Here is a 22,071-nt window from a genome sequence, read left to right as displayed (position 1 = left end):
GGGTGTGGTCGCGGGCTACGCGTCGGTGGCGGGGTCGGTCTGGGTGATCTTCGAGAGGCCACGCGGGGCGTCCGGGTTCAGGCCGAGCCTGCGTGCCAGTGCCTCCACCGTCAACTGTGCCGGCACCACCAGCGCCAGCGGCGCCACCAGTTCAGGCAGGTCGGGTCCGGGCACGCACACGTCGACCGCGGCGGCGAACCCGGAGTCACCGCCGATGCCGATCGTGGCGGCGGCCCCACGGTGGCGCAGATCGTGAGCGAGGTCCGTCATGCCCGACACCATCGGTCCGTCCGCGGCGGACACCAGCAGGGCGACGTGCTCGGCGTCGACGACGGCGATGGGCCCGTGCCGCAGGTCGGCATAGGAGAGGCCGCGCACCGGGCGCAGGCAGGTCTCCTCGAGCTTCAGGGCCGCCTCGAGCGCGGTGCCGAACGTGATGCCGCGGCCGCTGACCAGCGTCTCGGGTGTCGACGCCAGCCGTTCGGCGGCTTCGTCGACCCCGATCCGCGCCGAGATCAGCCGCGACACCTCGGCGGGCACCCGGTCCAGGTCGGCGTCCAGCGAACCGGATTTCGGCGCGAACGCGTCGGCCAGGACCGCCATCGCGGCGAGCTGGGTCACGTAGGACTTGGTGGCCGGGACAGCGAGCTCGGTGCCGGCGCGCGTGACGAGGGCGAGGTCGGCTGCAGCGGCGAGCGAGCTGTCGCCGTCGTTGGTGACGGCGACGGTGCGGGCGCCGTGTGCCGCGGCCCAGGCCTGGGTCTCGACGATCTCGGCGGTCTCGCCGGACTGCGACACCGACACCACCACGGCTTCGGACAGGTCGAGGTCGGCGTGGTAGTGCGTGGCCACGCTGGGTGCCGCCAGCCCGCCGGGCATCCCGGCGTGCACCTCGAGCAGGTACCTGCCGTAGATGGCGGCGTTGTCGGACGAGCCGCGCGCGACGAACAGGACCACCCGGCGGTCGTCGGCCAGCGCGCGCAGCTGCGGCCGCAGCGGCCGCAGCGCCTCGATGGTGCGGGCGAGCGCCTCCGGCTGCTCGGCGATCTCGCGGGCCATGATCGTCTCGGTCACGCGGCAACTCCTGTCGAAAGTGGGACGGTGGTGCGGGTCCTCGGGCGGGTGGCGGTCAGTTCGAGCCGGGCGGCTCCTCCGTAACGATGCCGCCCTGCCGGCGTCGCGGCACCACCGGGGGGTTGGGGCGGGCCACCGGCACCCACAGGGTGTATCGGTCCGAGCGGTAGGCCGACCGGCTGTACTCGATGGCTTGGTCGCCGGTGAAGGCCCGCCGGGAGATGCGTAGCACCGGTTTGCCGGGCTTGATGGTGAGCAGCTGGGCTTCCTCGTGGTCGGCTTCGCCGGCGTCGATGGTGTCCTCGCCCCAGTCGGGTGTCAGACCGCGGGTTTCGAGCTCGACGTAGACGCTGGACGGTGAGCCGCCGTCGAGGAAGCCGGGCAGCCGGGTGGCGGGCAGCCAGGTGTGTTCGACGGCCATGGGTTCGTCGTCGGCGAGCCGCAGCCGGTGCAGGTGGATGACGTCGCTGCCGGGCTTGACCTCGAGTGCGTCGGCGATGTCCGGCTCGGCCGGCACGACACCGGACGAGAGGACGCTCACCCCGGCCGTCATGCCGCGGCGGGTCATCTCCTCGGTGAACGACGCCAGCCGGATCTGCAGGTCGACCTTCGGCGGGGCGACGAACGTGCCGCGGCCCTGGACGCGCTCGAGGATGCCCTCGACGACCAGTGCGTCGACTGCCTGCCGCACGGTCATCCGGGAAACCCCGAAGCGCTCGCACAGCATCCGCTCCGAGGGCACCGGGTCGCCGGTGCGTAGCTCACTACCGACGAGACTCCGCAGGTAGTCGCGCACCTGGAGGTACTTCAGCGTCGAACGGCGCAAGGACAGCACGGGACTCGCATCAGGTCGGGGCCGCCGGGGAAATCCCGGCCACCGGTCGATTCGGGTCGCTCACCTCTTGACAAGCGCGGTGCGCAGCCACATTGTATGGCCCACTGGTCAAGACATCTAGACCAGTTCCTACCACTGCCTGAGACGCTCCGTGAAAGAGGCCCCGTGAACGTGGTCGACGGACCGGTGCCCAAGCACCGGCAGTTGCGGGAGATCCTCCTCGCCATGATCGAGGGCGAGCTGGTGCCGGACGCCCCGGTTCCCTCCGAGCGGGAACTGGTGACGCGATTCAAGGTCAGCCGGGCCACCGTGCGCGAGGCCGTCGGGCGGCTGGTCGCCGAGGGCCGCCTCTACCGGGTCCGCGGGAAGGGCACGTTCGTCGCGGCGGCCAGCATCGAGTCGCAGATGCACCTGTCGTCGTTCACCGAGGACATGCGCCGGCGCGGGCACAAACCGTCCACCGTCGTCCTGGGTGCCGACGAGACCGCCGCGCCGCCGCCGGCGCGGGCCGCCTTGGGCCTGGACGTCACCGACCGCGCCTACCGGATCGAGCGGCTGCGATCGGCCGACGGCGCGCCCATGGCCCATGAGGTGTCGTGGCTGCCGGCCGCGCCCCTTCCGGGCCTGCTCGAACGCGACCTGACCAGCTCTGTCTACTCCATCCTCGCGCACGACTACGGCCGCGTCCTCGACTCGGCGGCGCAGACCGTCTGGGCGGAGGGCGCCGACCCGCTGCGCGCCCGGCTGCTGCGTGTCCCGCCCGCGGCGCCGCTGCTCGTCTTCCGTAAGACCTCCTACGCCGCCGGCCGGCCGTTGGAGCACGTCACCTCCTGGTACCGGGCCGACCGCTACCAGGTCCACATGACGCTGGAACGCACCCCCCATGCCGGCCCGGGCCGCGGACCGGCGCACACGTAGAGGAGAAGGCTCGTGAACCGTCTCGCCCTCCATCCCGGCCGAAGGGAGCAGCGATGAGTGCCGCCACCGCGACCGCGACGGGTAAGCGTGGCTTCCCCGGCCTGGCGGTCCTGCAGCGCATCGGCCGCAGCCTCATGCTGCCGATCGCCGTGCTTCCGGCCGCGGCCCTGCTGCTGCGGTTGGGCTCGAACGACATGCTCGGCGGCGAGCCGGGCACCGTCCCGGAAGGGCTGCCCGCAGGCCTGGCCCAGTACGACGGGCTGCATTGGCTGCAGCCGGTGTCCGAAGTCGTGGGCGCTGCCGGCGCGGGCATCTTCAACCACCTGCCGCTGATCTTCGCCCTCGGCGTCGCCATCGGCTTCGCACGCAAGTCCGACGGCTCGACGGCGCTGGCCGCCGTGGTCGGCTATCTGGTCTACGAGAGTGTCTCGGAGGTGATGTCGCCGTACGTCCTCGGAGAGGCCGCGGAGGGCGAGGAGCAGGAGCTGATCAACTTCGGCGTCCTGGGCGGCATCATCATGGGCATCACGGCCGCCCTCCTGTGGCAGCGCTATTACCGGATCAAGCTCCCGCCGTACCTGGCGTTCTTCGGCGGTCGCCGGTTCGTGCCGATCATCACCGCCGTCGTGGCCGTGTTCATCGCCGTCGCCATGAGCTTCCTCTACAAGCCGTTCGACGCCGGGCTGACGAATCTGGGCGAGTGGGTCACCGAGAACGACGTGCTCGGTGGCGGACTCTACGGGTTCTTCAACCGGCTGCTCATCCCGCTCGGCCTGCACCACATCCTCAACTCGTTCCCGTGGTTCCAGCTCGGTGAGTACACACCGCCCGGTGGCGAGGCCGTCCAGGGCGACATCCTGCGCTTCCTCAACGGTGACCCGTCCGCCGGAGCGTTCATGACCGGCTTCTTCCCGATCATGATGTTCGCGCTTCCGGCCGCGGCCCTGGCGATCTGGCAGACCGCGAAGCCGGCGCAGAAGAAGATCGTCGGCGGCATCATGCTGTCGGCGGCGCTGACCTCGTTCCTCACGGGTGTGACCGAGCCGCTGGAGTTCTCCTTCCTGTTCGTGGCGTTCCCGCTGTACCTGATCCACGCCGTGCTCACGGGGACCGCGCTGGCGCTGACCAACGCGCTCGGCCTGCGCGACGGGTTCGGCTTCTCGGCCGGTTTCATCGACTGGGCGTTGAACTTCCGCATCGCCGAGGGTCCGTTGTGGCTGGTGGTCATCGGGCTGGGATACGCGGTCGTCTACTACTTCCTGTTCCGCTGGGTGATCACGAAGTGGAACCTGCGCACTCCCGGACGTGACGAGGACGACGAAGCGGTCCAGGCGTCCCTCGGTGAGGAGGCCGCGGAGATCGTCCACGAGGAGCGGACCCCGGCGGCCGTGGTGTCCGCGCCATCCGACGCCGACGCCGCGCCCACGCGCGCACCGGAGGCTCAGCCGGACGACGACACCTCCCGGCGGCGGCCCGAATAGCGAGCGCGGGCTGTGATCGCCGGCACGTTCCACCGCGAACGTGCCGGCGATCGCGGCTGTGTGGCGCAGACTGAGCAGACGAGAGGAGTGTGACGTGGCGGTCATCAGCGGAGTTGGGGTCAGTCCCGGACGAGCGGTCGGACCGGTGGTGCGCATGCCGGAGCCCGTGGGCGAGCCGGCCCCCGACGCGCGGCTGTCCGACGGGGCCGACGTCGCCGCGGAGGGTGCCCGGATCGCCGACGCGGCCGAGCAGGTCCGGGCCGACCTGGAGCGGCGGGCGGCGACGGCGCACGGTGAGGGCTCGGCGGTCCTCGAAGCCACCGCGCTGATGGCGGCCGACCCGACCCTGGTCACGGCCGCGCAGCGCAAGCTCGACGACGGTATCGCTCCGGCTCGCGCCGTGTGGGAGGCGGCGGCCGAGGTCGCCGCGATGCTCGAGTCGCTGGGCGGCTACATGGCCGAGCGGGCCCGCGACGTCGGCGACGTGCGCGACCGCATCGTCGCGGTCCTGGACGGGCGGCCGGCTCCGGGGGTTCCGGAGCGGGCAGAGCCGTTCGTCCTGACCGCCCGTGACCTCGCGCCGGCCGACACCGCCACGCTGGACCCGTCCACCTGCCTCGCGCTGGTCACCGCGGAGGGCGGGCCGACGTCACACACCGCCATCCTGGCCCGTGCGCTAGGGCTGCCGGCAGTGGTGGCGGCACCGGGGATATCCGACGTCGCCGAATCGACGGTGGTGCTGGTCGACGGCTCCGGGGGCACGGTCGAGACGGACCCGTCGCCGGGCGACATCGACGCCGTCCGGGCCGCGGCCGCCCGCGAGAGGCACTTCGACGGCACCGGCCGCACAGCCGACGGCACCCGTGTCCAGTTGCTCGCCAACGTCGGCGACCCGAAGGGCGCCGCCGCGGCGGTCGGGATCGGCGCCGAGGGTGTCGGGCTGTTCCGCACCGAGTTCTGCTTCCTCGACCGCGCCGAGGAGCCGTCCGTCGACGAACAGGCCGAGCAGTACCTGGCCGTGCTCGAACCGTTCAAAGGCCGCAAGGTGGTGGTCCGCACGCTCGACGCCGGCGCCGACAAGCCGCTTCCGTTCCTGACCGACGCCGACGAAGCCAACCCGGCACTCGGCGTGCGCGGCTTCCGGACGGCGGCCCGGCACCCGGACGTGCTGGACCATCAGCTCGAGGCGATCGCCCGGGCGGCCGAGCGGTCCGGCGCCGAGGTGTGGGTGATGGCGCCGATGATCTCCACCGCATCGGAGGCAGCCTCGTTTGTGGCCCGCGCGGAGGCGCACGGGCTGTCCAGCGCCGGCGTCATGGTCGAGGTCCCGGCCGCGGCGCTGACCGCCGACGCCGTGATGGAACACGTGGCGTTCGCCAGCATCGGCACCAACGACCTCACCCAGTACACGATGGCCGCCGACCGTCTGCTGAGCGGCGTCGCGGAACTCAACGACCCGTGGCAGCCGGCGGCGCTGCGGCTGGTGCGGCTGACGGCGCAGGCAGGCGCCCGGCAGGACCGGCCGGTCGGCGTGTGCGGCGAGGCCGCGGCCGACCCGGCGCTGGCGGTCGTGCTGGCAGGGCTCGGCGTCACCAGCCTCTCGATGACGCCGCGGGCGATCCCGGACGTGGCGGAGGTGCTGCTGTCGGTGTCCATCGACGAGTGCGCCCGGCTGGCTCAGCTGGCCGTGGACGCGCCGGACGCGCGCGCCGCACGCGAGGCCGTCCGCGCCCAACTGCCGACCCCGTGATCTCCTAGGGGGTGTCTCGTGGATCTTCGGCGGCGCGGATCGACGCCCAGACGCCGACCAGCTGCGTTGTCGTCGTCGTCGATGGCTCCGCATCGACCTCCTCCTCCTTGCTGGACCGACGCCTGGACGCCGCCCGCATCCATCAAGATCCACGAGATACCCCCTAGCGGAACGCGTTCGTCGACGAAATCGAGGTGCCTTCGATGCCGCTCGTCGTGCAGTTCACCGGAACCCGGCAGGTCGGTGTGGCCGACGAGCCCTCGAGGCCGCTCGGTGCGGGTCAGGTCCGGATCGCCACCTGGTACTCCGGCATCTCCGCCGGGCACGAGCTGACGGCGTACCGCGGGTCCAACCCGTATCTGACGAAGACCTGGGACGCCGGCGCGCGGCTGTTCGCCGACGGAGCGGCGTCGTTCTCGTACCCCGTGTCCGGCTGGGGCTACCAGGAGGTCGGGCAGGTCATCGAGGTCGCGGCGGACGTGTCCGCCCCGCGGGTCGGTGACGTGGTCTACGGCATCTGGGGGCACCGCGCCGAGGCCGTGGTCCCGGCCGGCATCGCCGCCGAGCGCCTGCTTCCGGCCGCGGTCGCGCCGGTGCACGGCGTGTTCGCCCGCGCCGGTGCCATCGCCCTGAACGCCGTGCTGGCCGCAGACGTGCACCTCGGTGAGCAGCTCGCGGTGTTCGGTCAGGGTGTCATCGGGCTGCTCGCCACGCGCCTGGCCGGCCTCGACGGCGGCACCGTCACCGCCGTCGAGGCACTGCCCGAGCGGGCGGCGCTGGCGGCCCGGTTCGGCGCCGCGCAGACGGTCCGGCCGGACGTTGCCGGCGGCGCGGCCGCGGAGCTCCGGCGCCTCACCGGCGGCGCCGGCGCCGACACCGCCATCGAACTCAGCGGCAGCTACCGGGCACTGCACGAGGCGGTGCGCTCGGTCCGGCCCACCGGGCGAGTGGTCGCGGCCGGCTTCTACCAGGGTGACGGGGTCGGGCTGCGGCTGGGCGAGGAGTTCCACCACAACCGGGTGGAGATCGTGGCCAGCCAGATCGGCGGCACACCGCGGGCTCTCGGCGACCGCTGGAACCACGATCGGCTGTTGCGGGTCTTCATGGCGCTGGTCGCCGATGGCCGGGTCGGCGTGGAGCCGCTGGTCTCGCACGTCCTGTCGGTGGCGGAGGTCGCCCGGGCGTTCGCGCTCCTGGACGAGAGCCCGGCCCAGGCGCTGCAGGTCGTGCTGCGCTTTCCGGCCGCGCCGGCGTAAGTTCGGCCGGCCTGTCCGGGGCCGGCACCAGGCGTTCTCCCGCTTCACCAGGCAAGCATCCGTGGTGGAGCGGGAGCACCCCAACGCCACGTGATCATTTCGGGTGTGCTCATCTGGGGGATGACCGTTGACGGGATATGGGATATCCGACTAGCGTCGTCGGGAGATGGAAACGCGACACAGGGAGGTGTCATGCGTAGGACAGGCGGGCGAGCCGCATGGACGGCACGGGTGGCGGGCGTGCTCGTCGCCGCGACGGTGCTGGCCGCATGTGGCAGCGGCGACGACGACGGCGGCAGCGCCGACACCGATGGTGAGACGACGGTCTCGCTCTGGCACTACTACGGCACGCCGGACACGCCTCCCGGTGCGGCCTTCCAGAACCTGCTCGACCGGTATGAGGAGGAGCACGAGGGCGTCACCATCGAGGCTCGGCACATCCCGTTCGGTGACTTCGCCCGTACGCTGCTGCAGTCCGCGGCCGGCGGCGATCTGCCCGACATCGCCCTGATCAACGCTTTCATGACGCAGTCCATGGCCGACGCCGGCGTGATCCAGGACCTGTCCGACCGGGTCGAGGAGTGGGGCGAGCAGGATGCCTACTTCGAGACCAGTTGGGAGACCACACAGGTCGACGGCGCCACCTACGGGATCCCGCACGTCGCCGACGCCTACGCCGTCTACTACAACGAAGCCATGTTCGCGGAGGCGGGCGTGGAGCCGCCCACCACCTGGGCCGACATGCAGGACGTCGCCACCCAGCTGTCCGACGGCAGCCGCTACGGGCTGGCGTTCAGCGGCATCGAGGGCGACGAGGGCGCCACGGCGCTGATCATCCGGATCCTCGCGGCCGGCGGCGACCCGGCGGCCCTCGACTCGCCGGAGGCGGCGACCGCGCTCACGCAGTACACGGACATGATCTCCGCCGGCGCGGTCTCCAACGGGGTGCTCACCTGGAACGAGGAGGACGCCAAGAACCAGTTCGCCAACGGCCAGGCGGCCATGATGATCAACTCGGCGACCTACGTCAGCGTGCTGGCGGAGGAGAACCCCGACCTGCAGTGGAACGTCGCGCTGCTGCCGTCGGACGTCGAGGCCGCGACGTTCCTGAGCGCCGAGAACCTCACGATCGGCGCCACCACGGAGAACGCCGACGCCGCCTGGGACGTCATCACCTGGATGCAGCAGCCGGAGGTGCTCGCCGAGTACCTCCCGGAGCGCAACAAGCTGGCCGCCCGCGACGACGTCGACAGCGGCGACGACCCGATCCGCGCGGTCTTCGCCGAGCAGTTGGCGAACGCCTGGGCGCCGGAGGGCGCGGTGGCCGCGGCCTCGTCCGAGGTCTTCACCCACATCCAGGGTGCGCTGCAGGCCGCCGCCGGGGGCGGGTCGAGCCCGGAGGACGCCCTCGCCGACGCCCAAGCCAAGATCGACGAGGCGCTGGCGAACGTCGAGTGACCGCCGTGACGCAGACGGAAACGCGGGACGCCGCGGCCGCCGCCCGGAGCGGCCGCGGCCGCGGCGGCCGCCGCCCGGGCGACCGGAGCGGAGGCCGCGGTCGCGGTCCCGGCCGGTGGACGGTCTATCTGTTCGTCGTACCCGCGGTCGTCTTCGTCGCGGCGACCGTGCTGTATCCGCTGATCTTCAACATCGACCTGAGCTTCCGCGACGTCGGCGTGGCACAGATCGTGGCCGGCGACGCCGAATGGGTCGGCTGGGAGAACTACGCCGACCAGCTCGGCCGTAGCGCGTTCTGGCACGCGCTGGTCACGTCGCTGCTCTACACCGGGCTTGCGGTGGCGTTCGCGTTCGGACTCGGGATGGCGCTGGCGGTGTACTTCAACCAGCGCTTCCCAGGACGCAACGTCATGCGCTCGCTGCTGCTGCTCGCCTGGATCCTGCCCACGGTCGTCAGCGCCAACGTGTGGCGGTGGATGCTCGACGGCAGCTACGGGCTGCTGAACACGGTGCTCGAGGCGATCGGGCTCATCGACGGCGACATGTTCTGGCTGGCGCGGCCGGTCCCGGCGCTGTTCGCGGTGGTGTTCGCGACGGCGTGGTCGTTCACCCCGTTCGTCATGATCCTGCTCCTGGCCGGCTTGCAGAGCATCCCGGAGCAGCTCTACGAGGCCGCCAAGATCGACGGAGCCGGAGCGTGGCGGCGCTTCGCCAGCGTGACCATGCCGCTGCTGCGGCCGGTCAACCTGACCGCGCTGCTGCTCTGCTTCATCTACACCTTCAAGACCTTCGACACCGTGTTCCTGATGACCCGCGGCGGGCCGGGTGAGGCGACCATGATCCTGCCGATCTACGCCTACAACGAGGCCTTCCAGTTCTTCCGGTTCGACACCGGCGCCGTCTCGACGACGCTCATGCTGGTGGTGCCGCTGGGCCTGTCCATCCTCTACTTCCGCTACCTGCGTAAGGAGGAGACGGCATGACGACGGCCACGACCCCGGCGGCCGCCACCGCGGCACCGCCCCGCCCGGCCAACAAAGGGTCCGGACGTCGCTGGTGGCTCAGCGCCGGTGGCGTACTGATCACCGTCGTGTACCTCCTGCCCGTGTACTGGATGCTGGCGACGTCGTTCAAGGACTCCGCGGACATCTTCGCCACGCCGCCGCAGCTGTTCCCGTCGCCGATCAGCCTGACGTCCTACACCGAGACAGTGGCCAACCACTCCGGCATCGGGCGAGGCCTGCTCAACAGCGCGGTCATCGGGGTCGGCACGACCCTGGTGACGCTCGCGGTGGCGGTGCCGGCGGCCTACGCCCTGGCCCGGCTCAAGATCAGGTTCGTGCCGCTGCTCATGCTGCTGTTCCTGGTGGTGCAGATGATCCCGGCGGTGAACATCGCGCTGCCGATGTTCGTCATCTTCAGCCGGATGGACCTGGTGAACAGCTACGCCGGCTTGATCCTGGCGAACTGTTCGCTCGCGATCCCGCTGGCGATCACGGTGTTGCGGCCCTACTTCCTCTCCGTGCCCGGCGAAGTGATCGACGCGGCCAAGGTCGACGGCTGCACCACGTGGTCGGCGTTCCTGCGCATCGCCCTGCCGGTGTCGCTGCCTGGCGTGGTCACCGTAACCGTCATCAGCTTCCTCGGCGCCTGGGGCGAGTTCGTGTTCGGGCTCGCGCTGGCCTCGGACGAGTCGATGCAGCCCATCACGGTCGTCCTGGCCGGGCTGACGAACTCCTTCGGCACCCGGTGGAACGACCTGATGGCGGTCTCGGCCGTCGTCGCGCTGCCGATCATCGTCCTCTTCGTCTTCCTGCAGCGCTACATCGTCGGCGGGCTCACCGCCGGCGCCAGCAAGAGTTGATCCGTCATGAGGAGCCCTGGATGACCACTGACACCCCGGACGAGTTCGAGCTCTGGGCGGCGACGCCCACCCCGTTCCGGGCCGACCAGAGCCTGGCAGCTGAGGTGGTCCCCGCACAGGCCAGGCAGCTGCGCCGGCTCGGCATCGATGGTGCGTTCGTCGGCGGGACCACGGGCGAGTCGATGGCCTTGACGGTCGACGAACGGGCCGAGCTGATCACCGCCTGGGCGAAGGAGCGCGGCGACGGGCTCCTGCTCGGTGCCCATGTGGGCGACCTGAGCGTGGTCGACGCGCGCCGGCTGGCGCGGCACGCGGCGGACGCCGGGGTGGACATGATCGCCGCGGTGGCCCCGTTCTACGGCGAGCCGCCGTCCGTCGGTGCGATCGTCGACTACCTGGCCGAGATCGCCGCGGCCGCGCCGGACGTACCGCTGTGCTACTACCACATCCCGTCCATGACCGGGCTGCGTGCGGCGCCGTCCGCCGTCGTCGCCGAGGCGGCGGGCCTCATCCCGAGCCTCACCTCGGTCAAGTTCACCGACGGCGACCTGCTGGAGTTCATCCGCACCCGGGAGGCCGCCGAGAACGTCCGCGTGTACTTCGGCCGCGACGAGCTCTTGCCGGCCGCCGTGGCGTGCGGGGCGACCGGCGCCATCGGCAGCCTCTACAACCTGCTTGCGCCAGTGGCCCGGCAGGTGCGCGCGAGCGTCCTGGCCGGTGACATCGAGCGGGCCCTGGCGCTGCACCGGCCGTTCCGTGAGATCGCCGCCGTCGCGGACCGGTGGGGCTCGATCGTCGTCGTGAAGGAGCTCATCAACCGGTTCGGCCCCGATGCCGGCCCGGCCCGTACGCCGTGGGGCCGGCTGAGCGGCGAGGCGCAGGCAGCGGTCGACGCGCTTCTCACGTCGCTGCGCGCGGTGGTGTCACCCACGACGGACGGTGTCGGTTCGGTCTGACAGGCTGTCCCGGACCGTGATGCCGCCCTCTCGTGACGGAGACCGGATGGACGACCGCATCGTGCTGTTGACGCGCGCTGGCGTGAGCCTCGTGCTCGACCTGGCGACGCCGGGGCTACCGCGAGTGGCGCACTGGGGTGCCGCCATCGACGGTCTGGACGACGCCGCGCTCGCAGCCCTCCGCGTCGCCGCTCAGCCAACCCGGCGCCGCGGGTCGCCGCGGGAACCGGCGGCACCGACCCTGCTGCCGGCGCAGGCGGACGGATGGGTCGGGCGGCCCGGCATCGCGGGCAGCCGGGACCGCGCGTGGCCGCACCTGCGGCTCGTCGCCGCCGACGTAACCGTCGACGGTGCGTCGGTGCGGGTGCGCTCCCGCGACGAGGCAGCCCAGGTGTCGGTGGTCAGCGAGCTGGACCTGGACGCGTCCGGGGTGCTGACCGTGCGGCACACGCTGACCAACGACGGCGACACCGCGTGGTCCGTGGGCGGGGTGCGCGCCGTGCTGCCGGTGCCCGACCACGCCGACGAGCTGCTGCACTTCACCGGCCGATGGAGCCTGGAAAAAGCGCCGCAGCGCGAACCGTTCGTGCCCGGCCTGCGGTCCATGGAGACCCGCCGTGGCCGCACCGGCCATGCCAGCACCGGCCTGCTGATCGCCGGGACGGCGGGCTTCGGCTACGGCTCCGGCGAGGTCTGGTCGGTGCACGCCGGCTGGAGCGGCTGGACCGTCCACGACGCCGAGCGGCTGCCCGAGGGCTGGTCCACGCTAGGCGCCGGTGAGCTGCTCGCCGACGGCGAGGTCGTGCTCGCGCCGGGGGAGTCGTACGCCACCCCGGTGGTGTACTTCGGCTACGCCGAGGACGGCCTCGACGGGCTGGCGCACCGGCTGCACACGCACCTGCGGGCCCGCCCCGGGCACCCGTCGACCCCACGGCCACTGGTGCTGAACACCTGGGAAGCGGTCTACTTCGACCACGACGTCGACAGGATGGCGCGGCTGGCCGATGCCGCCGCAGCCGTCGGGGTCGAGCGGTTCGTCGTCGACGACGGCTGGTTCCTCGGCCGCCGCGACGACGGCGCCGGGCTCGGCGACTGGTACGTCGACCCCGACGTGTGGCCCAAGGGCCTGCACCCCCTGGTCGACCACGTGCGGTCGCTGGGCATGCAGTTCGGGCTGTGGGTCGAGCCGGAGATGGCCAACCCGCGCTCCCGGCTGGCCGAGGAGCACCCGGACTGGCTGCTGTACGGCCCCGATCGCGCCCCGCGCGAGTGGCGCAACCAGCACGTCGTCGACGTCGCCCATCCCGACGCCTACGCCTACCTACTGGAACGCCTGGACGCGCTGGTCGGCGAGTACGCCATCGACTACCTCAAGTGGGACCACAACCGCGACCTGCTGGAGGCGGTGCACGACGGGCACGCCGGCGTGCACGAGCAGACCGCCGCGGTGTACCGGCTCCTCGACGAACTGCGCTCACGGTATCCGAAGCTGGAGATCGAGTCCTGCTCGTCCGGCGGCGCGCGGGTCGACCTCGGGGTCATCCAACGCACCGACCGGGTGTGGGCGTCGGACACGAACGATCCCCTCGACCGCCAGTCGATCCAGCGCTGGACCCAGCAGCTGCTGCCGCCGGAGCTGGTCGGCGCGCACGTCGGGCCGGCGCGCACCCACGTCACCGGCCGGGTCACCAGCTTGGAGCTGCGCTGCGCCACCGCCCTGTTCGGCCACTCCGGCATCGAATGGGACATCACCGAATGCGACGAGGCGGAGCTCGCGACCCTCACCGAATGGGCCGCCACCTACAAGCGGCTGCGTCCGCTGCTGCACACCGGGCGCGTCGTGCGGGCCGAGGACACGGACGCTCCGCGGCTGCTGCACGGTGTGGTCGGTGACGGGCACGCGGTGTTCAGCTACGTCACCCTGGCGACCCTGCGCACGGACATTCCGCCCCGGCTGCGGCTGCCCGGCCTCGACCCCGACGTCACCTACCGGGTGAGTGTGCTACCCGCGTTGAGCAGCCCGTCGCCGCGGTTCGGGATCGAGCCTCCCTGGATGGCCGACGGCGGCATCGAGCTGCCCGGCCGGGTGCTGGCGGCGGTCGGGCTCCACGCACCGATGCTGCAACCTGAGCAAGTGCTGACGATCGAACTGACCTCCACGCCACTTCTGGAGACTTGTGCACGCTAAACCGCCTCCGTAGCGTGCACAAGTCTCCAGAAGTGGTGGATCAGTCGCGGGTGGCGGTGACCATGGCATCGAAGTTGGCGCGGTAGCGGGCGTACACCGGCTTGAGGTCCGTGACCAGCATCGCTTCGTCGTTGCGACGCAGCGAGGTGGTGTTGAAGTTCGGGCTGCCGGTCAGCGTCCAGCGGGCCCCCGGACGGCCGTCGACCTCGCCCTCCACGAGCAGGTACTTCGAGTGGATGCGCCCGGGCAGCGCGCCGCCGTCGTCGAGGGCGTGTAGCTCGACGCCGGGAGCCGACGACAGCAGCTCGCGCACGTCGTCGTCCATAGGACCGTGCACGATCGAGACCCGGCAGCCGGAACCGGCCAGCTCGACCAGGCGCTGCGCGATCCCGATCCGATGGGTGTCCCACTCGGACATGCCGATCCGGATGGTCGTGGGCGTGCTGCAACTCACGCGGGCGAGGTGATCCACCACCGGGTCGCCGTCGGCGATGGGGAAGAAGTGCGCTGTGACGGTGCCGCCCCGAACCCTGGTTGTGACCGCGCGGTCATAGTCGTCCGTGCGCCGCTCCGCGGCCAGGTCGTCGAAGTATGAGCCGTAGGCGTCGTACAGCTCCCGGCTCCCCACGACGGTGGTCGCGTTGTTCCAGTAGGTCGTCGTGTTGAGGTCGGTGAAGTTGGCCGACGACTGGACGACGACGTCCGCGGCGCCGCCGGTCTCGGAGAACAGGTAGAACTTGTTGTGCTGGCCCTTCGTGCCGATGCAGGCGGCGGTGTTCCCCTCAGGCGACAGGCCGGTGCAGACATGCAGCCACGACCGCTGCGTCCGGTCGGTGCCGAGCTCGGCCCGTAGCGCCGTGACCGCCGCGTTGGTCACCTGCCAGCCGTCCAGCACCACCTGCACGTTCACGCCACGGCGATGCGCGGCGACGAGTGCGTCGACGAAGTCCTGGCCGCTGGTTCCGGAGATGACGAAGTGCGCGATCCGGATCAGCGACCCGTTGGGGGCCTGGTGCACCATGCCGCAGATCCGCCGCACGATCGCGTCGCCGTCACCGGCTACCGGGTTGTTGACCACGACGCCGGTGGTCACTGGGGCTCGTGCGGCATCGCGGCATGGCCGGCCGTCGTCGTGTTCGCCGGCGCGGGCGCCGTCTTCGGCGAGCACCGGGGCGGGCGCGATCAGCGCCGCCGCGACGGTGGCCAGGGCGAGGGAACGGGCGATGCGGCGTCGTAGTAGGACGGTCATGGGCCACACCGTTCCCTGCCTGCGGGAACGGCTCGCCAATGCAGGGTGAACTCTCAGCTGAGGCGGCGCTCGAGGCCGGAGATCAGGTGGTCGACGGTGAGGCGCATCGAGGCGAGCGGATCCCCGGCTCCGGTGGCCTCGCCGGTCGCGGTGCCCACCCGGTCGGCCAGCGGGAAGCTGTGTCCGTGCATGGCCTGGCCCAGCGCCGGGCCGACCGCGGACCACCAGTCGAGGTCGCCGGTGCCCGCGCGGACCCGGTCGAGTCCGACCTGTTGCCGGGCGGTGGCCTCGACCAGGGCCAGGAGTCCGCAGAGCAGCTGATCCATCTCGACGTCGGACAGGCCGATGCCGTCGAGGGGCGCCAGTTCGTGCTCGTACTTGGCGGTGACGCCCGGCCCGACGACCGGCCGGCCGGGCAGGACCTCTACCGTCCAGGGATGGCGCAGGTGGTGCTGCCAGTTGCGCTCGGCGATGTGGCGCAGCCCGGCCCGCCAGTCGTCGTGATCGCCGGGCAACCGGCCGTCGGCGTAGACCTCGGTGACGACGGTGTCGAGCATGAGCTCCACCAGTTCCGGCTTTCCGGGCACGTGCGTGTACAGCGACATCGCTCCGGCGCCGAGGCGCTCGGCCGCCCGCCGCATGGTCAGCGCGCCGAGCCCTTCGGCGTCGGCGATGGCGATGGCGTTCTCGACGATGGACCGCTTGGTCAGGCCGCTGCGGCCGGGCCGGTCCGACGGCTCCCACAGCAGCCGGACCAGGCGGGTGGGGTCGGTCGGGCGCGGTGTGTTCGAGGGCACGGAAATATCCTCTCACCTTCCGTACGTTGTACCGTACACTGTACGGACTGCGAGACGAGGAGGGTGAGTGAAAGCAGCCATCGAGGCACGGGGGCTCCGCAAGCACTACCGCGGCGCGGACCACCCGGCCCTGGACGGTTTCGACCTGACGGTGCAGGCGGGCACGGTCTGCGCGTTGTTGGGCCGCAACGGTGCCGGCAAGACGACGGCGGTGCGAGTCCTGACCACGTTGCTGGCCATGGACGACGGGACGGCGACGGTGGCCGGACGCGACGTGCGGTCCGACGGTGCCGGCGTGCGACGGGCGATGGGCCTGGTCGGACAGCACGCGGCAGTCGACGAGATCCTGCCCGGCCGGGCCAACCTGGTCCTCTTCGGCCGGTTGAACGGGCTGTCAAAGGCAGCGGCGAGAGCCCGCGCGGACGAGCTCATCGCCCGGTTCGGCCTGGACGAGGCCGCGGGCCGTCCGGTCGCGACCTACTCCGGCGGAATGCGTCGCCGGCTCGACCTGGCCGCGAGCCTGGTCGTGCCGCCGTCCGTGTTGTTCGTCGACGAGCCGACCACCGGCCTGGACCCCGATGCCCGGCGCGAGGTGTGGGCCACCGTGCGCCGCCTCGTCGACGACGGTGTCACGGTGCTGCTCACCACGCAGTACCTGGACGAGGCCGACGCGCTCGCCGACCACGTCGCCATGCTCCGGGACGGAAAGATCGTCCTGGAGGGCAGCCCGGCCGAGCTGACGTCACTGGTGGGCCAGACCACGGTGGTCCTGCGGCTGGCCACCGGGGAATCGGCCGAACTGGCCGTCAGGGTGGCCGCGCCCCACGCCGTCGGAGTCGTGTCGACGACGGGAACGGCGGTCGCGGTGCCGGTGCCCGACGCCGTCGCCGTCACCCGGGTGTGTGGCGCGCTGGCGGCCGCCGGGGTCGAACCGGTCGAGGTCACCGTCCGCCAGCCCACGCTCGACGACGTCTTCGTCCACGTCAACCGCGCCACAGAGGAGGCCGCACGATGACGACTCTGGTCCATGATTCCCTGGTACTGGCCGGGCGGACCGTCGGCCACTGGCGGGCCCAGCCGGTCCCGTTCCTGGTCACCCTGCTGTTCCCGGTGCTCGTCGTGCTGATGATGGGCGGGCTGTTCGGTGGCGCCGTAGCCGGCAGCGCCGCCGACTACATCCCGTTCGTCGTGCCCGGCGTGCTGGCGCTGACCATGCTGTTCGGCCTCGAGACCACCATGGCCGCGATCACCGCCGACGCCGCGCGCGGGGTGACCGACCGGTTCCGCACGCTGCCGATGCACAGCGGCGCCGTGCTGCTCGGCCGTTGTGCGGCTGACCTGGCCGCCGCCGTGGCCGGGCTGGCCGCCATGACTCTCGCCGGGTTCGCTCTCGGCTGGCGGTGGGAGGACGGTCTGGCTGGGGCTCTGGGTGCGTACGGCCTGCTGCTCCTGCTGCGCTTCGGCATCCAGTGGGTGGGTGTCTACGCCGGGCTGCGGGCGTCCGGGCCGGAGGCCGTGGCCGCGGCGCAGATCCTGGTCTGGCCGCTCGGCTTCTTGTCGACCGTGTTCCTCGACCCGGTGACGATGCCGCGCTGGCTGGGCGCCGTGGCCGAGTGGAGCCCGCTGTCGGCGACGGCGGACGCCGTGCGCTCGCTGTTCGGCAACCCGGGTGTGGCGGCGGGAGGCTGGCCGAGCGAGCACGCGCTGACCTTGTCGGTGGCTTGGCCCATCCTGATGACCGTGGTCTTCGCCCCGTTGTCCGTCGCCGCTTACCGGAGGTCCAACCGATGACGCTGGCCGACTACGGTTCCATCGAGGTCAGGGGTGCCCGCGAGCACACCCTGCGCGACATCGACGTCGACATCCCGAAGCGACGGCTGACGGTGGTCACGGGGGTGTCCGGTTCGGGTAAGTCGTCGCTGGTGTTCGACACCCTCGCGGCGGAGTCGCAGCGTCAGCTCAACGCCACGTTCAGCGCGTTCGCGCAGAACCGACTGCCCAGTTATGGCCAGCCCGACGTCGATCGCATGTCGAACCTGTGTGCCGTCACCGTCGTCGACCAGAAACGGCTCGGTGGCGGCGCCCGCTCCACCGTCGGCACGGCCACCGACATCGGAGCCAGGCTGCGGCTGATCTTCTCCCGGGTGGGGCAACCGTTCGCCGGCTTCTCCAACGTGTTCTCGTTCAACGACCCGCAGGGCATGTGCTCTCGCTGTCAGGGCCTCGGCGTGGTCAGTGTGGTCGACGAGTCGCAGCTGGTCGACCGGGACCGCTCACTGCAGGACGGCGCGCTCACGTTCCCCGCGTTCGGGGTCGGGCAGTGGTTCTGGCGCTCCTACGCCAACAGCGGGTTCTTCGACCCCGCGATGCCGCTGCGTGACTACACCGACGAGCAGTGGAACACGCTCATGTACGCCGAGGCCGGCACGCTCAAGGCGCCGAATCCCGACGTCACCAGCTATGAGGGTGTCATCGCCCGGTTCAACCGGCTCTACCTGCACAAGGAGGTCGACTCCTTCAAGGGCAAGACCCGTGAGGCGTTCGAACGCATCGTCACCCGCGGGGTCTGCCCCGACTGCGGAGGCACCCGGTTGGGTGAGGCGGCCCGTTCGTCGCTGATCGACGGGCGATCCATCGCCGACCTCAACGCCATGCAGGCGGACGACCTCGCCGGCGTCATCCGCTCCATCACCGATCCGAGTGTTGCGCCGCTGGTCGAGGACGCCGCCGAGCAGGTGGAACGGCTGTGCATCCTCGGCCTGGGCTACCTGAGCCTCGACCGCGCCACGTCGACGCTCTCCGGTGGCGAGTCGCAGCGGGTGAAGATGGTCCGGCACCTCGGCAGCAGCCTCGCGGACATGCTCTACGTGTTCGACGAGCCCACCGTCGGCCTGCATCCGCGCGACGTCCACCGGCTCGGCGAACTGCTGCTGGAGCTGCGCGACAAGGGCAACACGGTGGTCGTCGTCGAACACGATCCGGAGATCATGGCCATCGCCGACCACTGCATTGACATGGGGCCGGGGGCCGGGCGGGCCGGCGGCACCCTCACCTACCAGGGCGGGTTCGACGGCCTGGTCAAGTCCGACACCAGAACCGGTGCCGGGCTGCGGTCGTCGCGGCCGGTGCGCACGGCGGTCCGCACCCCGACCGGCCAGGTCCGTATCGAGGGAGCATCCACCCACAACCTGCGCGACGTCACCGTCGACATCCCGCTGGGCGTGTTCACCGCCGTCACCGGCGTGGCCGGCTCAGGCAAGAGCAGCCTGATCCACGGGCACCTGCCGCGGGTGCGGCCCGACGCGGTCATGCTCGACCAGAGCCCCATCCGCGGGTCGCGCCGCTCCAGCCCGGCCACGTTCACCGGCATGCTCGACCCCATCCGGGCGCTGTTCGCGAAGACCACCGGCGCGCCGGCGGCGATGTTCAGCCCCAACTCAACCGGTGCGTGCGACGCATGTCAGGGCGCCGGGGTCATCTTCACCGACCTCGCGTTCATGGACGGCGTCACCACGCCCTGCGAGACCTGCCGGGGCCGCCGCTTCAAGGAGGAGGCCCAGCAGCACCTGGTGCGAGGCCGGTCCATCGCCGACGTCTTCGAGATGAACGTCGCCGAGGCCCTGGAGTTCTTCACCGAAGCGCCGGTCGTCGCGGTCCTGGAGCGCATGCGTGACGTCGGGCTCGACTACATCGCGCTCGGGCAGACGCTCACGACGCTCTCCGGTGGCGAGCGGCAGCGGCTCAAGCTGGCCAGCGAACTCCTCGCCGGCGGCAAGCTCTACGTGCTCGACGAACCCACCACCGGGCTCCACCTCGCCGACGTCGACCACCTCGTCGACCTGCTCAACCGCCTGGTCGACGACGGCAACACGGTCATCGTCATCGAGCACAACCTCGACGTCGTCGCCGCGGCCGACTGGGTCATCGACCTGGGCCCGGAGGCCGGCCACGACGGCGGTCAGGTCGTCTTCGAGGGCACTCCCGCACTGCTGGCCACGGACGGCACCACCCACACGGCCGAGTACCTCCGCCGCCACCTCGACGGCCGGCAGTGAGAGGTGCGGGCAGGGCCGGTCCGCGCGTGCGGGCCATCTGCCTCACGGCGCGCCGCCACGTGGGCGACGAGCGGAGTTCACCGCGATCTGGGATGCTCACCGGCCATGACGAAACCGACCAACCCTCCGCAATCCGTGCGTTCGGTCAGCCGTCGTGCCGTACTCGCGGCCGGCGCGGGGACCGCGGCCGCCCTCACGCTGCCCTCCGCGGCCCGGGCAGAGGTCAGTGGGGGCCGGCTCGCACCGGCCCGGCACGTGGTGCTCATCGCGTGGGACGGGTTCGATCCCGCCTACCTCGACCTGCTCGAGACACCGAACCTCGACCAGTTGACCCGGCGCGGTGTCCTCGGCACCACGACCGGGTGCTTCCCATCCATCACCAACACGTCGTGGGCCAGTGTCGCCACCGGTGCATGGCCGCGCACTCATCTCAACACGCCCTACTTCCTGGACCCGTCCACCGGGCGCGCCGTGAGCCAGAACCGGACTCTGGAGGCCCAGAGCATCGCCGAGGCCGTGGCCGCCGCGGGCGGAACCGTCGCGTCGGTCCAGTTCTTCATCGTGCAGAACCACGGGGTCGTCTTCGGCGACCCCCGCGCTCTGTACGTGCAGCCTGGTGGCACCGGTCCGGCCCGCTTCGACGTGGCGGTCGACATCCTGCACGGCCGGCCGGTGCGGTCAGGATCCACGACGGTCACCGTCGAGGAACCGCCGACGCTGCTCGCCGTGTACGCGGACGACCTCGATGCTCTGGGCCACCGTGAGGGTGCGGAATCTCCCGCCATGGGGCCCACGCTGGCCGGCCTCGACGCCGCGCTGGGACGGCTCGTGCAGGCGACGAAGGACGTCGGCATCTACGGCAGTACCGCCTTCGTCATCCTCGGCGATCACGGCATGACGACGTTCACCCGCGGGTTCGGTGGTCTCGCGCTCACCGCGCTGACCGAGGCGGGTTTCACCCCCGAGTTCGTCTCGCCGGGCGCGGCGCCGGCTGCGTCGACCGACGTCGCGTTGGTCGTCGGTGGCGTTGCCAGCGTCCACCTGCTCGGCGCGGCGCGTACCGCCGACGGCATCGCGCGAGCCCGCGCCGCACTCGAAGCGGTCGAACCCGTGGAGCGCGTGTACGACCGCGCCGACCTCGACGCGTTCGGCGCCAGTCCGTTGCTGGGTGACCTGGTGGCCGAGCCCGCGGCCGGCTGGTCGTTCGGCATGGAGGACCCCGACGGCCCGCGCGGCTACCACGGCCGCACGGGTGAGCGAGAGGCCGCCCTGCTGGTGGCGGGCCGGGGCGTCAGCCCGCGGGCCAGGCTCGACCAGGCGCGGCACGTCGACATCGCACCGACCATCGCCGCCTTGCTCGGCATCCCCGCGCCGGCGCAGGCGGAAGGTCGCGTGCTCGACGAGGCACTTCAGCACGGCGGCGCGACGCACTGATACGCGTGCCCGCCGTTGTCATCGGAGCGGGTTAGGGTGCCGGGAGCAGGAGCAGGTCCCGCCACGAGGAGAGGGTGTTCGTGCTCGCGAAGTTCGCCGGCCGGTGCGGAGTGTGCGCCGGAGGCATCAAGCCCGGTGAAGAGATCGAGAGCTCGGGTTCCGGGCGCAATCGGACCTGGGCGCATGCGGGGTGCGCCGGCGCTCCGGCCCTGGTCGAGGTGCCGGCGGGTGTGGGGGCAGGCTCCGCGGCCGGCAATGCACCGGGCGGGGCGCCAGCCGCGCCCGTCCGCAAGCGCCGTCCGCGACCGCCGTCCATGCCAGCCCCCGACGGCGCGGTCGAGGTGTTCACCGACGGTGCCTGCTCCGGCACGCCCGGACCGGGCGGATGGGCCTGGGCGGTCGATCGCGAACGGTTCGCCGCCGGCTCCGAGCCGAGCACCACGAACCAGCGGATGGAGATCCGGGCGGCACTCGAGGCGGTGCGGGCACTGTCCGGTCCGCTGGTGGTCGTGAGCGACTCCGCCTACGTCGTCAACTGCTTCCGCGACGGGTGGTGGCGCAACTGGCGGGCGCGAGGCTGGGTCACGTCGGCACGGGCTCCGGTCGCCAACCGCGACCTGTGGGAACCGCTCATCGACCTGTTCGACGAGCGCGGCGACATCGCCTTCCGCTGGGTCAAGGGCCACTCCGGTGACCCCATGAACGACCTCGTCGACGAGCTCGCCGTCGCCGCCAAGCTGGCTCAGTCGTAGGCCA

The 22,071-nt window shown here is 71.6% G+C and carries 18 protein-coding genes; 14 read left to right on the top strand and 4 right to left on the bottom strand.

Annotation, left to right across the window (positions count from 1 at the left end):
• Positions 1–15: 15 nt before the first annotated feature.
• Positions 16–1,059 (bottom strand): SIS domain-containing protein, encoded by a 1,044-nt coding sequence (locus JIAGA_RS0124595; protein ID WP_026877717.1) that lies wholly within the window; start codon positions 1,057–1,059, stop codon positions 16–18.
• Between the two features lie 70 nt (positions 1,060–1,129).
• A complete protein-coding gene (locus JIAGA_RS32135; protein ID WP_342673674.1) occupies positions 1,130–1,909 on the bottom strand; it encodes a GntR family transcriptional regulator in 780 nt (259 codons plus the stop codon).
• A 165-nt stretch (positions 1,910–2,074) separates the two neighbouring features.
• On the opposite strand from JIAGA_RS32135, the gene JIAGA_RS0124585 reads away from it, so the two are divergent.
• From JIAGA_RS0124585 to JIAGA_RS0124545, 9 genes are all read left to right on the top strand, one after another.
• On the top strand, positions 2,075–2,827 hold the full coding sequence (locus JIAGA_RS0124585; protein ID WP_026877716.1) for a GntR family transcriptional regulator: 753 nt from the start codon (positions 2,075–2,077) through the stop codon (positions 2,825–2,827).
• A 53-nt stretch (positions 2,828–2,880) separates the two neighbouring features.
• Positions 2,881–4,308, top strand: a complete 1,428-nt coding sequence (locus JIAGA_RS32130; protein ID WP_084470069.1) for a PTS transporter subunit EIIC — start codon at positions 2,881–2,883, stop codon at positions 4,306–4,308.
• Between the two features lie 94 nt (positions 4,309–4,402).
• Positions 4,403–6,058 carry a phosphoenolpyruvate--protein phosphotransferase gene (ptsP, locus tag JIAGA_RS0124575; protein ID WP_051426471.1) on the top strand — a complete coding sequence of 552 codons (1,656 nt, stop codon included), beginning with the start codon at positions 4,403–4,405 and terminating at the stop codon, positions 6,056–6,058.
• A 203-nt stretch (positions 6,059–6,261) separates the two neighbouring features.
• Positions 6,262–7,314: a zinc-dependent alcohol dehydrogenase gene (locus tag JIAGA_RS0124570; RefSeq protein ID WP_026877714.1), complete on the top strand. Its 1,053-nt coding sequence runs from the start codon at positions 6,262–6,264 to the stop codon at positions 7,312–7,314.
• Between the two features lie 192 nt (positions 7,315–7,506).
• Positions 7,507–8,772 carry an ABC transporter substrate-binding protein gene (locus JIAGA_RS0124565; RefSeq protein ID WP_169738933.1) on the top strand — a complete coding sequence of 422 codons (1,266 nt, stop codon included), beginning with the start codon at positions 7,507–7,509 and terminating at the stop codon, positions 8,770–8,772.
• A gap of 5 nt (positions 8,773–8,777) precedes the next feature.
• A complete protein-coding gene (locus tag JIAGA_RS32125; protein ID WP_157553486.1) occupies positions 8,778–9,755 on the top strand; it encodes a carbohydrate ABC transporter permease in 978 nt (325 codons plus the stop codon).
• Positions 9,752–10,636 carry a carbohydrate ABC transporter permease gene (locus JIAGA_RS32120; RefSeq protein ID WP_084470066.1) on the top strand — a complete coding sequence of 295 codons (885 nt, stop codon included), beginning with the start codon at positions 9,752–9,754 and terminating at the stop codon, positions 10,634–10,636. Before JIAGA_RS32125 ends, JIAGA_RS32120 begins: the two co-directional genes overlap by 4 nt.
• Before the next feature lie 20 nt (positions 10,637–10,656).
• Positions 10,657–11,592 carry a dihydrodipicolinate synthase family protein gene (locus JIAGA_RS32115; protein WP_051426469.1) on the top strand — a complete coding sequence of 312 codons (936 nt, stop codon included), beginning with the start codon at positions 10,657–10,659 and terminating at the stop codon, positions 11,590–11,592.
• 46 nt (positions 11,593–11,638) lie between these two features.
• On the top strand, positions 11,639–13,780 hold the full coding sequence (locus JIAGA_RS0124545; protein ID WP_026877712.1) for an alpha-galactosidase: 2,142 nt from the start codon (positions 11,639–11,641) through the stop codon (positions 13,778–13,780).
• A 40-nt stretch (positions 13,781–13,820) separates the two neighbouring features.
• Here the strand turns inward: JIAGA_RS0124545 and JIAGA_RS0124540 are convergent, their stop codons facing one another.
• The gene (locus tag JIAGA_RS0124540) at positions 13,821–15,029 is read right to left on the bottom strand and encodes a phospholipase D-like domain-containing protein (RefSeq protein WP_035812937.1); all 1,209 of its coding nucleotides are present in this window, start codon (positions 15,027–15,029) and stop codon (positions 13,821–13,823) included.
• A gap of 53 nt (positions 15,030–15,082) precedes the next feature.
• On the bottom strand, positions 15,083–15,826 hold the full coding sequence (locus tag JIAGA_RS0124535) for a TetR/AcrR family transcriptional regulator (RefSeq protein WP_035812935.1): 744 nt from the start codon (positions 15,824–15,826) through the stop codon (positions 15,083–15,085).
• 67 nt (positions 15,827–15,893) lie between these two features.
• On the opposite strand from JIAGA_RS0124535, the gene JIAGA_RS0124530 reads away from it, so the two are divergent.
• From JIAGA_RS0124530 to JIAGA_RS32110, 5 genes are all read left to right on the top strand, one after another.
• On the top strand, positions 15,894–16,841 hold the full coding sequence (locus tag JIAGA_RS0124530) for an ATP-binding cassette domain-containing protein (RefSeq protein ID WP_026877709.1): 948 nt from the start codon (positions 15,894–15,896) through the stop codon (positions 16,839–16,841).
• On the top strand, positions 16,838–17,617 hold the full coding sequence (locus JIAGA_RS0124525; protein WP_026877708.1) for an ABC transporter permease: 780 nt from the start codon (positions 16,838–16,840) through the stop codon (positions 17,615–17,617). The genes JIAGA_RS0124530 and JIAGA_RS0124525 overlap by 4 nt, the downstream gene beginning before the upstream one ends.
• On the top strand, positions 17,614–19,881 hold the full coding sequence (locus tag JIAGA_RS0124520; RefSeq protein ID WP_026877707.1) for an ATP-binding cassette domain-containing protein: 2,268 nt from the start codon (positions 17,614–17,616) through the stop codon (positions 19,879–19,881). Before JIAGA_RS0124525 ends, JIAGA_RS0124520 begins: the two co-directional genes overlap by 4 nt.
• Positions 19,882–19,986: 105 nt before the next feature.
• Positions 19,987–21,315: an alkaline phosphatase family protein gene (locus tag JIAGA_RS0124515; protein WP_084470064.1), complete on the top strand. Its 1,329-nt coding sequence runs from the start codon at positions 19,987–19,989 to the stop codon at positions 21,313–21,315.
• A gap of 80 nt (positions 21,316–21,395) precedes the next feature.
• Positions 21,396–22,067 carry a ribonuclease H family protein gene (locus tag JIAGA_RS32110; protein ID WP_211239838.1) on the top strand — a complete coding sequence of 224 codons (672 nt, stop codon included), beginning with the start codon at positions 21,396–21,398 and terminating at the stop codon, positions 22,065–22,067.
• The last annotated feature ends 4 nt before the right edge of the window (positions 22,068–22,071 follow it).

The sequence above is a fragment of the Jiangella gansuensis DSM 44835 genome (assembly GCF_000515395.1).
Lineage (GTDB): Bacteria > Actinomycetota > Actinomycetes > Jiangellales > Jiangellaceae > Jiangella > Jiangella gansuensis.
Note: the sequence above shows the minus strand (reverse complement) of the source record. Positions and strands in the feature narration are given on the sequence as shown.

Bases quoted from the DNA above. Each gene is read 5' to 3' on its own strand.
- JIAGA_RS0124520 (WP_026877707.1), top strand. From the start codon at position 17,614: ATGACGCTGGCCGACTACGGTTCCATCGAGGTCAGGGGTGCCCGCGAG.
- JIAGA_RS0124545 (WP_026877712.1), top strand. From the start codon at position 11,639: ATGGACGACCGCATCGTGCTGTTGACGCGCGCTGGCGTGAGCCTCGTG.
- JIAGA_RS0124595 (WP_026877717.1), bottom strand. From the start codon at position 1,059: ATGGCCCGCGAGATCGCCGAGCAGCCGGAGGCGCTCGCCCGCACCATC.
- JIAGA_RS0124540 (WP_035812937.1), bottom strand. From the start codon at position 15,029: ATGACCGTCCTACTACGACGCCGCATCGCCCGTTCCCTCGCCCTGGCC.
- JIAGA_RS0124570 (WP_026877714.1), top strand. From the start codon at position 6,262: ATGCCGCTCGTCGTGCAGTTCACCGGAACCCGGCAGGTCGGTGTGGCC.
- JIAGA_RS0124515 (WP_084470064.1), top strand. From the start codon at position 19,987: ATGACGAAACCGACCAACCCTCCGCAATCCGTGCGTTCGGTCAGCCGT.
- JIAGA_RS0124565 (WP_169738933.1), top strand. From the start codon at position 7,507: ATGCGTAGGACAGGCGGGCGAGCCGCATGGACGGCACGGGTGGCGGGC.
- JIAGA_RS32120 (WP_084470066.1), top strand. From the start codon at position 9,752: ATGACGACGGCCACGACCCCGGCGGCCGCCACCGCGGCACCGCCCCGC.
- JIAGA_RS0124525 (WP_026877708.1), top strand. From the start codon at position 16,838: ATGACGACTCTGGTCCATGATTCCCTGGTACTGGCCGGGCGGACCGTC.
- JIAGA_RS32115 (WP_051426469.1), top strand. From the start codon at position 10,657: ATGACCACTGACACCCCGGACGAGTTCGAGCTCTGGGCGGCGACGCCC.
- JIAGA_RS32130 (WP_084470069.1), top strand. From the start codon at position 2,881: ATGAGTGCCGCCACCGCGACCGCGACGGGTAAGCGTGGCTTCCCCGGC.